Consider the following 14,440-nt stretch of genomic DNA (forward strand, 5'->3'; position numbering starts at 1 on the left):
AACAGGGCGCGTCGGCTGGATATCCCTAGGGGTGGGGGAACCGAGGGGGGACCGTGGAGCGGCGGACAGACACGACCCCGTGACCGCCGCTCCACGGACACCTCCCGGGACGGACCCACAGGTCAGGGCACCTCCCGGGAGGGCCGACAGCTCAGGGCACTTCCCGGGAGGGCCAGTAGCTCAGGGCACATCCCTGGACAGACCGACAGGTCAAGGCACCTCTCGGGAAGGACCCACAGCTCAGGCGAAGACCGCGAGGCTCTTGGCCTTGCCCTTCTGGTCCTCCACCAGGGCGAGCAGCCCCCCGTCCGGCCCGAACACGGCGACGGCACCGGCGCCCGCGTACTCCTCGGGCAGTTCCAGCCGGACCCCGTTGGTGAGCAGCCGGGCCCGGCGCTGGTCCACGTCCCAGCGGGGGAACGCGGCGGCGGCGGCCTCGGCGACCGGCATCACCGCCAGCTCCTGCTGGAGCTGGTCCAGGGTGCGGGCGGCATCGAGCTTGTAGGGCCCGACCCGGGTGCGGCGCAGCGCGGTGAGATGGCCGCCGACGCCCAGCCCGGCGCCCAGGTCGCGGGCGAGGGCCCGGATATAGGTGCCGGAGGAGCAGACGACGGAGACGACCAGGTCGACGACGGGGGTGCCGTCCTCGGCGACAGCGTCCCGGACGTCGTACACATCGAACGAGGAGACCGTGACGGGCCGGGCGGGGATCTCGAACTCCTCGCCCTCGCGGGCCCGCTTGTAGGACCGCACCCCGTCGATCTTGATGGCGCTGACCTTGGACGGCACCTGCATGATCGCGCCGGTCAGCGCGGCGACCCCGGCGTCGACAGCGTCGCGGGTGACCTTCGAGGCGTCGACCGACCCCGTGATCTCGCCCTCGGCGTCGTCGGTGACGGTGGTCTGGCCCAGGCGGATCGTGCCCAGGTACTCCTTCTCGGTCAGCGCGAGGTGCCCGAGGAGCTTGGTGGCGCGCTCGATGCCGAGGACGAGGACGCCCGTCGCCATCGGGTCGAGGGTGCCGGCGTGGCCGACGCGGCGGGTGCGGGCGATGCCGCGCATCTTGGCGACCACGTCGTGCGAGGTGAAGCCCGACGGCTTGTCGACGATGACCAGGCCGTCGGGCGGGGTGGGCTTGTGCGTCATTCGGCGGCGTCGTCCTCGTCGTCACCGGGCTTCTTGTACGGGTCGGCCTCTCCGGCGTAGGTGGCGCCGGAGGACGCCTGACGCACCTTCTCGTCGGACTGGCGGGCCTTGTCGAGCAGGTCCTCGATGGTCTTCGCGTTGTCCGGCAGGGCGTCGGCGACGAAGGCGAGGGTCGGGGTGAACTTCACGCCCGCGGCCTTGCCGACCTCGGAGCGCAGGATGCCCTTGGCGCTCTCCAGACCGGCGGCGGCCTCGGCCCGCTCCTCGTCGTCGCCGTACACGGTGTAGAAGACGGTCGCCTCCCTGAGGTCACCCGTGACCCGGGTGTCCGTGATGGTGACGTGCGAGCCGAGCCGCGGGTCCTTGATTCCGCGCTGGAGCTTCTGCGCCACCACCTCTCGGATGAGGTCCGCCAGCCTCTTGGCACGCGCGTTGTCGGCCACTGGTCCGTCTCCTTAGTGCTTTCTTCTCGGTGATTCGGTGGTTCGGTGGTTCGGTCATTCGGTGGTTCGGTGTTCGGTGTGCTGGGTGCGCCGCGGGGGGCGCTTCTCAGTCTTCGTCGCTGTGGAGCCTGCGTCGAACCGAGAGCAGTTCCACCTCGGGCCGCGCCGCGACCAGCCGCTCACAGCGGTCCAGTACGTCGGTGAGGTGCGCCGGGTCGCCGGAGACCACCGCGAGCCCGATCTCGGCCCTGCGGTGCAGGTCCTGATGGCCGGTCTCGGCCGCGCTGACCGCGTACTTGCGGTGCAGCTCGGCGACGATGGGGCGGACCAGGGAGCGTTTCTCCTTCAGCGAGTGGACGTCGCCGAGGAGCAGGTCGAAGGACAGAGTCCCCACGTACATGTGTGTAGCCGGTTCACCCGCCGGGTCGGGATCGGTATCGGCTTCGAACGGTACCGGGTGGCTGCCGCCGGCTCTATGGGGTTTTGACGGGGGCTGCGCCCCCGTACCCGCCTCGCCATAGGGCCTGAGGTGAGTGGGTGAGTGCAGGTGGAGTGTGGCTGGTCGCGCAGTTCCCCGCGCCCCTAAAGCGGGGCTGGCCGACGGGACGTGCGTCCCGTCGGCCAGCCCGCTTCGGGTTTACACCCTCGGCTTCTCGCGCATCTCGTACGTCGCGATGACGTCGTCGATCTTGATGTCGTTGAAGTTTCCGAGGTTGATACCGCCCTCGAAGCCCTCGCGGATCTCGGTGACGTCGTCCTTGAAGCGGCGCAGGCCGTCGATGTTGAGGTTCTCCGCGATGACCTTGCCGTCGCGGATGAGCCGGGCCTTGGTGTTGCGCTTGACCTCGCCGGAGCGGATGAGGACACCCGCGATGTTGCCGAGCTTGGAGGAGCGGAAGACCTCGCGGATCTCCGCCGTACCCAGCTCGACCTCTTCGAACTCCGGCTTGAGCATGCCCTTGAGGGCCGCCTCGATCTCCTCGATCGCCTGGTAGATGACCGAGTAGTAGCGGACGTCCACACCCTCGCGCTCGGCCATCTGCGCGGCACGGCCGGCCGCGCGGACGTTGAAGCCGATGACGATGGCGTCGGAGCCCATCGCGAGGTCGATGTCCGACTCCGTGACCGCACCGACACCGCGGTGCAGAACCCGGATGTCGACCTCTTCGCCGACGTCCAACTGGAGCAGGGAGGATTCCAGCGCCTCGACCGATCCGGACGCGTCGCCCTTGATGATCAGGTTGAGCTGCTGGACCTCGCCGGCCTTCAGGACCTTGTCCAGATCCTCCAGCGAGACACGGCGCGTGCGCTTGGCGAAGGCCGCGTTGCGCTCGCGGGCGGCACGCTTCTCGGCGATCTGGCGGGCCGTACGGTCCTCCTCGACCACCAGGAAGTTGTCACCGGCACCCGGGACGTTGGTCAGGCCGAGGACCTGGACCGGCGTCGAGGGACCGGCCTCGGCGACATTGTTGCCGTTGTCGTCGAGCATGGCGCGGACCCGGCCGTAGGCGTCGCCCACGACCATGGTGTCGCCGACCCGCAGGGTGCCTCGCTGGACGAGGACCGTGGAGACGGCACCGCGCCCGCGGTCGAGCCGGGACTCGATCGAGATGCCCTGCGCGTCCTGGTGCGGGTTGGCCCGCAGGTCGAGCGAGGCGTCCGCGGTGAGGACCACGGCCTCCAGCAGGGAGTCGATGTGCAGCCCCTGCTTGGCGGAGATGTCGACGAACATGGTCTCGCCGCCGTACTCCTCGGCCACCAGCCCGAACTCGGTGAGCTGGCCGCGCACCTTGGTCGGGTCGGCGCCCTCGACGTCGATCTTGTTGACCGCGACCACGATCGGGACGTCGGCCGCCTTCGCGTGGTTGAGCGCCTCGACCGTCTGCGGCATGACGCCGTCGTTGGCCGCGACGACCAGGATCGCGATGTCGGTCGACCGGGCACCGCGGGCACGCATGGCGGTGAACGCCTCGTGACCCGGGGTGTCGATGAAGGTGATCTTGCGCTCTTCGTCGTTGACCTCGGTCGCGACCTGGTAGGCACCGATGTGCTGGGTGATGCCGCCGGCCTCGCCCGCGATGACGTTGGTCTTGCGGATGGCGTCGAGCAGCCGGGTCTTTCCGTGGTCGACGTGACCCATGACGGTGACGACCGGCGGACGGACCACCAGGTCCTCCTCGCCGCCCTCGTCCTCGCCGAACTCGATGTCGAAGGACTCCAGCAGCTCGCGGTCCTCCTCCTCGGGGCTGACGATCTGAACCGTGTAGTTCATCTCGCTCGCGAGGAGTTCCAGCGTCTCGTCGGAGACGGACTGGGTGGCCGTGACCATCTCGCCGAGGTTCATCATGACCGCGACGAGGGACGCCGGGTTGGCGCTGATCTTCTCCGCGAAGTCGGTGAGCGACGCGCCGCGGGAGAGCCGGATCGACTCGCCGTTGCCCTGCGGCAGCATCACGCCGCCGACGCTCGGGGCCTGCATGGCCTCGTACTCCTGGCGCCGCTGCCGCTTCGACTTGCGGCCACGCCGGGCCGGACCGCCGGGACGGCCGAAGGCGCCCTGCGTGCCACCGCGGCCACCGGGACCGCCGGGACGGCCGCCGAAGCCGGGACGGCCACCGCCGCCACCGCCACCGGGACCACCGGGACGACCGGCGAAACCGCCGCCACCGCCACCGGGACCGCCGGGACGGCCGGCGAAACCGCCACCGCCGCCACCGGGACGGGCGAAGCCGCCACCGCCACCGCCGGGACGACCGCCGCCACCGCCGGGACCGCGACCGCCGCCACCGGGACCGCGGCCACCGGGGCCACCGCCACCGGGACGCGGACCGGCAGCCGGACGCTGCGGCATCATGCCGGGGTTCGGACGGGGACCCGCGGGACCGCCGCCGGGACGCGGACCGCCGCCCTGCGGACGCGGCATCGAGCCGGGGCTCGGCCGGTTGCCGCCGGGGGCCTGGGGACGCGGACCGCCGCCGCCCTGGGCGCCGGGCGCCTGGGGACGGGGACCGCCGCCACCGGGACCGCCGGGGCCGGGACGCGCGCCCTGGGGACGCGGCGACTGCGGACGGGCCATACCGGCGTTGCCGCCGGAGGTGAAGGGGTTGTTGCCCGGACGGGGACCCGAGGGACGGGCACCGCCGGGACGCTGGCCCTGGCCCTGGCCACCGGGGCGCGGGGCGCCCTGGCCGGGACGCGACTGGCCCTGACCCTGCCCCTGACCCTGGCCGGGACCGGAGGGGCGACCCCCCGGACGGGGCGCGCCGGGGCGCGGACCCGCGTTGGGCCGGGGCGAGGACGCGGCGGGAGCCGGGGTGGTGGGCGCCGGCGGAGCGGTGAACTCCGGGGCGGCCGGAGCCGGCTTGGGCGCGGGGCGGGGACCCGGCGTGGGACGCGGGCCCTGGCCCGGCGTCGCGGCCGGGGCGGCGGGCGCCGCGGGGGTTGCCGGAGCGGCCGGGGCGGCGGAGGCCGCCGGGGCCGCGGGCTGCTGCACGGGGGCCGGGCGCGGGGCGCCGGGCTTCGGGGCAGCGGGACGGCCGGCCTGCGCCGGGGACGGCGCGCCGGGCTTGGGGGCCGCCTTCCGGGGGGCGGGCTTGGCGGCGGACCTGCCATTGCCGCTGCCCTGCTGGAAGGCGTCGGTCAGCTTGCGTACTACGGGCGCTTCGATCGTCGAAGACGCCGAACGGACGAATTCACCGAGTTCCTGGAGCTTGGCCATGACGACCTTGCTCTCCACGCCGAACTCCTTGGCGAGTTCGTAGACCCGGACCTTAGCCACTTCGCTCCTCTGAGGTCCGGGTTGCGGCCGGACCGTCGCTAGTTCATGGGCGTACTCATCGCGTACTCATCGAGTGCTGCTCATCGCAATCTCGACCTACTTCCGACTCGCGAGGTACCTGACCGCGCGGGGAGTCCGCACGGCATGTCTTTCTACCGTGTTGCCCGTCAGGCAACCGGGTCACTCTGTGCCTGCTGCACATACCCGCGCAACGCCTTTACGTCGAGCGGCCCCGGGACACGCAACGCCCTCGGGAACGCCCGGCGGCGTACCGCCTGGTCCAGACAGACCTGGGCGGGGTGTACATACGCACCCCGGCCGGGCAGCGTACCGCGAGGATCGGGGGTGCAATCGCCCCCGACCGCCACGATCCGCAGCAGTTGGATCTTGGCCGCTCGCTGCCTGCATCCCACACAGGTGCGCTCAGGGCGTGCGGTGGCGTGCGTCCGGCCAGACACTCCTCAGTCTACCTCCCCGCACCGACCTCACCCCTTCGGGGCAGCAATCGAACGCGTGTTGTCGTGATCCAACCCACACTCGGCGTGGATCTATTCCCCGCCGCCGGGTGCGCCCTGCTCGGCGGGCTGTTCGGTGTCCGGGCGGATGTCGATCCGCCAGCCCGTGAGCCGGGCGGCGAGGCGGGCGTTCTGGCCCTCCTTGCCGATGGCGAGGGAGAGCTGGTAGTCGGGGACCGTCACCCGCGCGGAGCGGGCGGCGAGGTCCACCACGTCGACCTTGGAGACCCGGGCGGGCGACAGCGCGTTGGCCACCATCTCCGCCGGGTCGTCGGACCAGTCGACGATGTCGATCTTCTCGCCGTTCAGCTCGCCCATCACATTGCGCACCCGGCCGCCCATGGGGCCGATGCAGGCCCCCTTGGCGTTCAGGCCCGGACGGGTGGAGCGGACGGCGATCTTGGTGCGGTGGCCGGCCTCGCGGGCGATGGCGGCGATCTCGACGGATCCGTCGGCGATCTCCGGCACCTCCAGCGCGAAGAGCTTCTTCACCAGATTGGGGTGGGTGCGCGAGAGGGTGACGGACGGCCCGCGCACGCCCTTGGCCACCCGGACGACGTACGACCGCAGCCGCAGGCCGTGCGGGTAGGTCTCGCCGGGGACCTGCTCCTGCACCGGCAGGATGGCCTCCAGCTTGCCGATGTCCACCAGCACGTTCTTGGGGTCGCGGCCCTGCTGGACCACCCCGGTGACGATGTCGCCCTCACGGCCCGCGTACTCGCCGAGCGTGGCGTCGTCCTCGGCGTCGCGCAGGCGCTGGAGGATGACCTGCTTGGCGGTGGTCGCGGCGATCCGGCCGAAGTCGGAGGGGGTGTCGTCGAAGGTGCGGGGCTCCTGCCCCTCCTCCAGGTCCTCCGGGTCCTCCTTCGCCCACACCGTGACGTGGCCGGTCTCCCGGTTCAGCTCCACGCGCGCGTGGCGGCGGCTGCCGTCGGTGCGGTGGTAGGCGATGAGGAGGGCCGCCTCGATCGCCTCGACCAGCAGGTCGAAGGAGATCTCCTTCTCCCGTACCAAGCCCCGCAGGGCGCTCATGTCGATGTCCACGGCTACGCCTCCTCTTCTTCCGTCATGTCCGCCATGTCCGTCTGGTCGCTGTGCTGGTCGCTGTTCTGGTCCTTGCGGCCGAACTCGACCTGGACCCGTGCCTTGTCGATCCCGGTGAAGGGGAGTCTGCGCGCGGTGGGCCTGCGGCCCTTGACGCCGGGCACCTCGGTGTCGAGGCCGTCCTCGTCCACGGCCAGGATCCGCGCCACGACCTCGCCGCCCTCGGTGAGCTGGAAGCGGACCAGCCGGCCGGTGGCGCGCACATAGTGGCGCGGCTCGGTGAGGGGGCGCTCGGCGCCGGGGGTGCCGACCTCCAGGGTGTACTCGCCGTCACCCATCGCGTCGGTCTCGTCCAGCTTCGCCGAGAGCGCGCGGCTCACATCGGCGACCTGGTCCAGATCCGCCCCGGTGTCGGAGTCGACGACCACGCGCAGCACCCGCTTGCGACCTACCGAGTCCACGGCGATCTCTTCGAGATCCAGTCCCTGGGAGGCGACGAGCGGTTCCAGCAGCTCTCGCAGCCTCTCGCTCTGGGTGGTGCTCATCCGGGTGACTCCTCGGCCGCGTGTGCTGTTGTGGGAAGGGCGCGTGTCTGATCAAAGGGTATCCGGTCGCGGGGCGTGTTGCCGTCCACCCGGGTGGCGGTGGACGGGGGCGTGCGGGAGCGGTGCCGCTGACGGGCCGGGAGGGCGGGCGCGGGTACGGTGATCACACATGATCCGCCCGGCCCGACCATCCGTTCACTTTCCATCGGTTTCCACCATTTCCGGTTTATGTCCGTTCCGGACTGTTCATACCGCTTAGATCTGTTCGTACGAGTCGCCGAGGACGTCTGCCGTGCCGCTGACCCCGCCGTCGCGTGTCCGCTCCGGGCCGCGCAGAAGAACCCTGCTCGTCTCGGCCGCGGGCGCGCTGCTGCTGACCGGCTGCACCGACGGTGACGACGGGGGCGGCTCCGCCGGGGAGAACCCGGCGGCCGACGACCGGGCCCGCGCGCGGGCGGCCCGCGAGAGCCAGGTCCTCGCCGGGCGGTACGACGCCGTGATCGCCGCCCACCCGGCGCTCGCGGAGCGACTGCGTCCGCTGCGGGCGGCGGTCGCGCGGCACGCGCGGGCGTTCGGCGGGGCACCGGAGCCGAGCGGATCACCGGCGCCGTCCGCCTCCCCGGTCCCCGGGGACGGGCCGGGCGCGCTGGCCGCGCTGGCGGCGGCGGAGCGGACGCTCGCCGACCGGCGCACCCGCGAGCTGCTGGATCTGCCGGGCGAGACGGCCAGGCTGCTGGCCTCGGTGGCGGCGGCCGGGGCGGCGCACGCGTTTCTGCTGACCGAGGGCGAGCACACATGAGCGAGGACACGGGCCGGGAGGCCGAGCTGACGGCGCTCCAGGCCGCGCTGGCCGCCGAACACGCGGCCGTGTACGGGTACGGGGTCGTCGGCGGCCGGATCGACGAGGCCGGGCGGGACCGGGCCAGGGCGGCGCACGACGCCCATCGCGCCCGGCGTGACGCGCTGGCCCGCCAGGTGCGGGACCGGGGCGGCGAGCCGGTGGCGGCGGCGGCCGGGTACGCGCTGCCGTTCTCCGTGCCGGACCCCCCGGCCGCGGTGCGGCTGGCGGCGGAACTGGAGGACCGGGTGGCCGGGGTCTACTCCGATCTGGTGCGGGCCGCCGGGGGCGAGCTGCGGGCCACGGCGGCCGAGGGGCTGCGCGAGGCGGCGGTCCGGGCGGTGGGCTGGCGGGGCGGCAGCGTAGCCTTCCCTGGTCTCGCCGAGCGGTCCGAGGCCGCCTCGGCGTCACCGGCGCCCTCGGCGTGACGCAGGGAAGGAAGAGACGCGCGTATGGCTTTCGCACCGCCGGGGCGACTGATCAGGGCGCTGGGCGAGACGGCACCGGAGGGTGACGACTGGCTGGCGCGGCTGTCCGAGACCCTTCAGGAGGCCCTCGCGCGGCGCGAGTTGGGCATGGAACGCGTCCAGGTGCCCGGTGGCCGCAGCAGCCTGGTGGTGCTGGTCCGCCATGCCGACGGGTTCCCCGCCGTACTGAAGCTGGCCCCGCCCCGGGCCCGGCCCGAGGGCGAGCGGGCGGCGCTCGCGCACTGGGGCGGCCGGGGTGCCGTGCTGGCGCTGCCGGACGAGGTCCGGGACGGGGCGCTGCTGCTGGAGCGGCTGCACCAGGATGTGTCGCTGCGCTCGCTGGCGGAGGCCAAGGCGCTGCTGGAGGCGGCGGGGGTGCTGCGCAGACTGTGGGTGGAGCCGCCGCCCGGGGTGGCCTTCGAGACGGTCGGTGAGCGCACCGGGCGCCAGGCGGCGGCGATGCGGGCGAGCGCGGACGCGGACCCCGCCCTGGCACCGCTGGTGGACGCGGCGCTGGACGCCCGTACGGAGCTGCTGGCCGCGCCTCCGGAGGCGCGGCTGCTGCACGGGACGTTCCGGCAGAGCAAGGTGCTGTCGGCGGAGCGGATGCCGTGGCTGGCGGTGGGGCCGGACCCGGTGGTCGGGGAGTGCGCGTTCGATCTGGCGCGGCTGGTGCGGGACCGGGTGGAGGATCTGATCGGCAGCCCGTCGGGCGCGGCGATCACCCGGCGCCGGATCAAGCGGCTCGCGGAGTCCCTGGAGGTCGATCAGGAGCGGCTGCGCGGCTGGACGCTGTTCCGGGCCGTGGAGTCGGGGGTGCGGGCGCTGCGGGTGGGGCGTCCGGGGGACGCGGAGCTGCTGCTGGAGTTCGCCGGGTGGCTGTGACATGACGGACCTCCTGCCGGGCGCCCGGCAGGAGGTCCCGTACGTCAGGCCGTGAGCAGGGCGATGGCGTCCGCCACCGGCAGTTCCTCGCGCTCCCCGGTGCGGCGGTCCTTCAGCTCGACCACGCCCTCCCCCGCCCGGCGGCCCGCGACCAGGATCTTGGGTACGCCGATCAGCTCGGAGTCGGTGAACTTGACGCCCGGGGAGACCCCGGCCCGGTCGTCCACCAGGACCCGGACCCCGGCGGCGGCCAGCTTCTGCGCGATGTCCAGGGCCAGTTCGGTCTGGAGGGCCTTGCCCGCGGCGACCACATGGACATCGGCGGGGGCGACCTCGGCGGGCCAGCACAGGCCCTTGTCGTCGGCGGTCTGCTCGGCGAGCGCGGCGACCGCGCGGGAGACGCCGATGCCGTAGGAGCCCATGGTGACCCGGACCGGCTTGCCGGTCTGGCCGAGGACGTCGAGCTTGAGGGCGTCGGCGTACTTGCGGCCGAGCTGGAAGATGTGGCCGATCTCGATGGCGCGGTCCAGCGTGAGGCCGGTGCCGCAGTTGGGGCAGGGGTCGCCGTCCTGGACGACCACGACATCGACGTACGCGTCGACCTCGAAGTCGCGGCCCGCGACGACGTTCTTCGCGTGGACGTGCTCCTGGTTGGCGCCGGTGATCCAGGCGGTGCCGGGGGCCACGCGGGGGTCGGCGAGGTACGTGACCTTGGCCAGGCCCTGGGGTCCGACATAGCCGCGGACCAGGTCGGGGCGGCCGGTGAAGTCCTCGGCGGTGACCAGTTCGACCGCGGCCGGGGCGAAGTGCGCCTCGACCTTGCCGAGGTCCACCTCGCGGTCGCCGGGGACGCCCACCGCGACGATCTCGCCGTCCACCTTGACCAGGAGGTTCTTCAGGGTGGCGGAGGCGGGGACGCCGAGCTTGGCGGCCAGGGTCTCGATGGTGGGGGTGTCGGGGGTGTCGATGTTCTCGGCGGGCGGTACGGCCGAGCCGTCGACCGTGCGCAGCTCGTAGGTGATGGCCTCGGTGTTGGCGGCGAACGAGCAGTTCGGGCAGTCCGCGAAGAGGTCCTCGCCGGCCTCGGAGGGGGCGAGGAACTCCTCCGACTTGGAGCCGCCCATGGCTCCGGCGGTGGCCGCGCAGATCCGGTAGTCGAGGCCCAGCCGCTCGAACACCTTCTGGTAGGCGGCCCGGTGCAGCCCGTAGGACTCGGTCAGGCCCTCGTCGGTGAGGTCGAAGGAGTAGGAGTCCTTCATCAGGAACTCCCGGCCGCGCAGGATCCCGGCCCGGGGGCGGGCCTCGTCGCGGAACTTGGTCTGGATCTGGTACAGGATCACCGGCAGGTCCTTGTACGAGGACGCCTGGTCCTTGACCAGCAGGGTGAAGATCTCCTCGTGGGTGGGGCCGAGGAGGTAGTCGCCGCCCTTGCGGTCGTGGAGGCGGAAGAGTTCGGCGCCGTACTCGTCCCAGCGGCCGGTGGCCTCGTAGGGCTCGCGCGGGAGGAGGGCGGGGAGCAGCACCTCCTGGGCGCCGATCGCGTCCATCTCCTCGCGGACGATCCGCTCGACATTGGCGAGGACCTTCTTGCCCAGCGGCAGCCAGGACCAGATACCGGCGGCGGTGCGGCGGACGTACCCGGCGCGCACGAGGAGTTTGTGGCTGAGGACCTCGGCGTCCGCCGGGTCGTCGCGCAGGGTCTTCGCCAACAACTGGGACATGCGCTGGACCGGTGCGTTCGCCATCGTTCTCGTACTCCTGCCAGGAATGGGTGATGGCTAGGAGGTTAGCCGGGGGGCGGGGGGACGTGGAAATCCGTCACCGCGCCAGCGGGAGCGGGGCTCCCATGACCGCGTAGGGCTTGGGGGCGCTGGGGAAGTGGACCCGGCGGGCCAGGTCGGTGTAGCCGAGGGAGCGGTACAGACCGCGGGCCGGGCTGTCGGTGTCGATGGCGGAGAGGATCGAGCGGGGCTCGGTGGCGGTGTCGGTGATGGTGGTGATCAGGGCGCGGCCGATGCCGTGGTGCTGGTGGGCCGGGTGGACATGGAGTTCGGTGATCACGAAGGAGTCGTCCAGCCAGTGGGTGGTGCCCTGGGCGCGGAGATAGGGCTCGACGACGGTGGACCACCAGTGGGCGCGGTCGTTGGGCATCCCGTAGACGAAGCCGGCCAGGTGTCCGGCGACGGTGGCGCCGTAGGCGCGGGCGCCGGGGTAGGTCATGTGGCGCAGCACGATCTGGCGGCGGACCGCGACCTCCTCGGGGCTCAGCCCGAAGGCCAGGGCCTGGACGGCGAGGGCCTCGTCCACGTGGGCTGACATGTCCAAGGGGCCGATGACGGGGTCCATGGCGGGAGCGTACAGGGGGGTGTGGGGGGCGGGGGCGCGCGGTGGGGGTGGGGTGCGAGCCGGGTGGGAGTGGGCGCCGGGTGGGGCGGGGGTCGGGTGGGGCGGGGTGGTCAGAAGAGGACGCTCATGAACGCGCCGGTCTCGCGGAAGCCGACGCGGGTGTAGGTGCGGCGGGCGGCGGTGTTGTAGTCGTTGACGTAGAGGCTGACCACGGGGGCGACATCGGCGAGGGCGTACTTGAGGACCGCGGCCATGCCGGGGGCGGCCAGGCCCCGGCCCCGGTACTCGGGGGCCACCCAGACGCCCTGGATCTGGCAGGCGCGGTCGGTGGCGGCGCCGATCTCCGCCTTGAAGACGACCCTGCCGGTCTCGTCGATCCGGGCGAAGGAGCGGCCGGAGCCGACCAGTTCGGCGACCCTGGCCTGGTAGAGCAGCCCGCCGTCACCGGCCATCGGGGAGACCCCGACCTCCTCGGTGAACATCGCCACGCAGGCCGGCATGATCGTCTCCATCTCGTCCTTGCGGACGCGGCGGACGTAGGGGTCCGGGGCGATGTCGGCGGGCATGCGGTCGGTGACCATGAGGGGCTGGTGGGCGCGGACCTCGCGGGGCGGGCCCCAGTGGGGTTCGAGGAGCCGCCACAGGGCGGTGGTGGGTTCGGCGGGGCCGACGATCGAGGAGCAGCGGCGGCCCGCCCGGCGGGCGCGGTCGGCGAAGGCGCGGACGGCGCGGGGGGTGGCGCAGATGGGGACGAGGTTGGCGCCCGCGTAGCAGAGGGAGGTCAGCATGCCGTCCTCGTACCAGCCCCACATCTCGCCGCCCAGGCGCCAGGGGTCGAGGCCGGCGATCTGGACGCGGGAGGTGACGAAGGCGTTCGCCACCGGCTCGCGGTGCAGGACGGCGAGCGCGGCGTCCAGGTCGCTCGGTTCGAGGACCCGGGAGGTGGTCTGGGTCAGCACGGGCGGGGCCTCACGGGGTGGGGTTTGCTGATCTCCGCACTGTACCTGGGGTTGCTGTGGGGTGGCGTCTCTGTGGGGGCGGGCGCCTAGTGGGGGGGTGGGGGCTGTCGGCGGGCGGGTGCGGGTGGGTGGGGGTTGGGCGCGCAGTTCCCCGCGCCCCTGAGGTGGGTGGGGGTGGGGGTGAGTTGAGGAGTGCGGGTGGGTGGGGGTTGGGTGCGCGGTTCCCCGCGCCCCTGAAAAGCAGGGGGTCAGCCTGCTACTGAGATGGTGGGTTCGCCGGATTCTGTGCCTTCGGCTTCCATCTGTTCGGCGAGTTTCATGGCCTCTTCGATCAGGGTTTCCACGATCTTGGACTCGGGGACGGTCTTGATGACCTCGCCCTTGACGAAGATCTGGCCCTTGCCGTTGCCGGAGGCGACGCCGAGGTCGGCCTCGCGGGCCTCGCCGGGGCCGTTGACGACACAGCCCATGACGGCGACGCGGAGCGGGACCTCCATGCCGGTCAGGCCCGCGGTGACTTCCTCGGCCAGCTTGTAGACATCGACCTGGGCCCGGCCGCAGGAGGGGCAGGAGACGATCTCCAGGCCGCGCTGCCGGAGGTTCAGGGACTCCAGGATCTGGTTGCCGACCTTGACCTCCTCGACCGGCGGGGCGGAGAGGGAGACCCGGATGGTGTCGCCGATGCCCTGGGAGAGCAGGGCGCCGAAGGCGACGGCGGACTTGATGGTGCCCTGGAAGGCGGGGCCGGCCTCGGTGACACCGAGGTGGAGGGGGTAGTCGCACTGGGCGGCGAGCTGCTTGTACGCCTCGACCATGACGACCGGGTCGTTGTGCTTGACGGAGATCTTGATGTCCCGGAAGCCGTGCTCCTCGAAGAGGGACGCCTCCCAGAGGGCCGACTCGACCAGGGCCTCGGGGGTGGCCCTGCCGTACTTCTGGAGGAGGCGGCGGTCCAGGGAGCCCGCGTTCACGCCGATGCGGATGGGCGTGCCGTGGTCCTTGGCGGCGCCGGCGATCTCGCGCACCTTGTCGTCGAACTGCTTGATGTTGCCCGGGTTGACCCGGACGGCCGCGCAGCCCGCCTCGATGGCGGCGAAGACGTACTTGGGCTGGAAGTGGATGTCCGCGATGACCGGGATCTGCGACTTGCGGGCGATCGTGGCGAGCGCGTCGGCGTCGTCCTGGGTGGGGCAGGCGACCCGGACGATCTGGCAGCCGGAGGCGGTCAGCTCGGCGATCTGCTGGAGGGTGGCGCCGATGTCCGACGTACGGGTCGTGGTCATGGACTGCACGGAGACGGGGGCGTCGCCGCCGACGGCGACGGTACCGACCTGGATCTGCCGGCTCCTGCGGCGCTCGGCGATCTTGAGCGGGACGGTCGGCATGCCGAGAGAAATCGCAGTCATCTGCTGTGCAACCCCAAGTCGTGGATCAAGGTCCGGCCCCGAGAAGCGGTGGGCTCCGGCCTTCGAGA

The 14,440-nt window shown here is 72.4% G+C and carries 14 protein-coding genes; 3 read left to right on the plus strand and 11 right to left on the minus strand.

Annotation, left to right across the window (positions count from 1 at the left end):
- Positions 1–240: 240 nt before the first annotated feature.
- The 7 genes from truB to rimP form a co-directional block, all read right to left on the minus strand.
- On the minus strand, positions 241–1,146 hold the full coding sequence (gene truB / locus AB0O01_RS23115) for a tRNA pseudouridine(55) synthase TruB (RefSeq protein WP_365316048.1): 906 nt from the start codon (positions 1,144–1,146) through the stop codon (positions 241–243).
- The gene (gene rbfA, locus AB0O01_RS23120) at positions 1,143–1,589 is read right to left on the minus strand and encodes a 30S ribosome-binding factor RbfA (RefSeq protein ID WP_355749692.1); all 447 of its coding nucleotides are present in this window, start codon (positions 1,587–1,589) and stop codon (positions 1,143–1,145) included. Before rbfA ends, truB begins: the two co-directional genes overlap by 4 nt.
- A gap of 106 nt (positions 1,590–1,695) precedes the next feature.
- Complete coding sequence (locus tag AB0O01_RS23125; RefSeq protein ID WP_365316050.1) at positions 1,696–1,989, minus strand: DUF503 domain-containing protein; 294 nt, start codon at positions 1,987–1,989, stop codon at positions 1,696–1,698.
- A 237-nt stretch (positions 1,990–2,226) separates the two neighbouring features.
- Entirely contained in the window at positions 2,227–5,367 is a 3,141-nt protein-coding gene (infB, locus tag AB0O01_RS23130; protein WP_365316051.1) for a translation initiation factor IF-2, read from the minus strand.
- 167 nt (positions 5,368–5,534) lie between these two features.
- The gene (locus AB0O01_RS23135; RefSeq protein ID WP_365316053.1) at positions 5,535–5,825 is read right to left on the minus strand and encodes a YlxR family protein; all 291 of its coding nucleotides are present in this window, start codon (positions 5,823–5,825) and stop codon (positions 5,535–5,537) included.
- A 90-nt stretch (positions 5,826–5,915) separates the two neighbouring features.
- A complete protein-coding gene (gene nusA / locus AB0O01_RS23140; RefSeq protein WP_365316054.1) occupies positions 5,916–6,926 on the minus strand; it encodes a transcription termination factor NusA in 1,011 nt (336 codons plus the stop codon).
- Between the two features lie 2 nt (positions 6,927–6,928).
- Complete coding sequence (rimP, locus tag AB0O01_RS23145) at positions 6,929–7,471, minus strand: ribosome maturation factor RimP (protein ID WP_365316055.1); 543 nt, start codon at positions 7,469–7,471, stop codon at positions 6,929–6,931.
- A gap of 292 nt (positions 7,472–7,763) precedes the next feature.
- Here rimP and AB0O01_RS23150 point away from each other — a divergent pair, with 292 nt between their 5' ends.
- From AB0O01_RS23150 to AB0O01_RS23160, 3 genes are read left to right on the plus strand one after another with little or no spacing between them, the layout of a single operon-like run.
- Complete coding sequence (locus tag AB0O01_RS23150) at positions 7,764–8,270, plus strand: hypothetical protein (protein ID WP_365316057.1); 507 nt, start codon at positions 7,764–7,766, stop codon at positions 8,268–8,270.
- Positions 8,267–8,737, plus strand: a complete 471-nt coding sequence (locus AB0O01_RS23155) for a ferritin-like domain-containing protein (RefSeq protein WP_365316059.1) — start codon at positions 8,267–8,269, stop codon at positions 8,735–8,737. Before AB0O01_RS23150 ends, AB0O01_RS23155 begins: the two co-directional genes overlap by 4 nt.
- A gap of 24 nt (positions 8,738–8,761) precedes the next feature.
- Entirely contained in the window at positions 8,762–9,661 is a 900-nt protein-coding gene (locus AB0O01_RS23160; RefSeq protein ID WP_365316061.1) for an aminoglycoside phosphotransferase family protein, read from the plus strand.
- 44 nt (positions 9,662–9,705) lie between these two features.
- Here AB0O01_RS23160 and AB0O01_RS23165 read toward each other — a convergent pair whose 3' ends face one another.
- The 4 genes from AB0O01_RS23165 to ispG form a co-directional block, all read right to left on the minus strand.
- A complete protein-coding gene (locus AB0O01_RS23165; RefSeq protein WP_365316062.1) occupies positions 9,706–11,406 on the minus strand; it encodes a proline--tRNA ligase in 1,701 nt (566 codons plus the stop codon).
- Between the two features lie 73 nt (positions 11,407–11,479).
- On the minus strand, positions 11,480–12,007 hold the full coding sequence (locus AB0O01_RS23170; protein ID WP_365316063.1) for a GNAT family N-acetyltransferase: 528 nt from the start codon (positions 12,005–12,007) through the stop codon (positions 11,480–11,482).
- Between the two features lie 110 nt (positions 12,008–12,117).
- The gene (locus AB0O01_RS23175) at positions 12,118–12,966 is read right to left on the minus strand and encodes a GNAT family N-acetyltransferase (protein ID WP_365316065.1); all 849 of its coding nucleotides are present in this window, start codon (positions 12,964–12,966) and stop codon (positions 12,118–12,120) included.
- Positions 12,967–13,214: 248 nt separating this feature from the next.
- On the minus strand, positions 13,215–14,372 hold the full coding sequence (gene ispG / locus AB0O01_RS23180; protein ID WP_365316067.1) for a flavodoxin-dependent (E)-4-hydroxy-3-methylbut-2-enyl-diphosphate synthase: 1,158 nt from the start codon (positions 14,370–14,372) through the stop codon (positions 13,215–13,217).
- Positions 14,373–14,440: the final 68 nt, after the last annotated feature.

Origin of the sequence: Streptomyces sp. NPDC093252 (genome assembly GCF_040683675.1) — a bacterium.
In the GTDB taxonomy this organism is placed as follows: Bacteria; Actinomycetota; Actinomycetes; order Streptomycetales; family Streptomycetaceae; genus Streptomyces.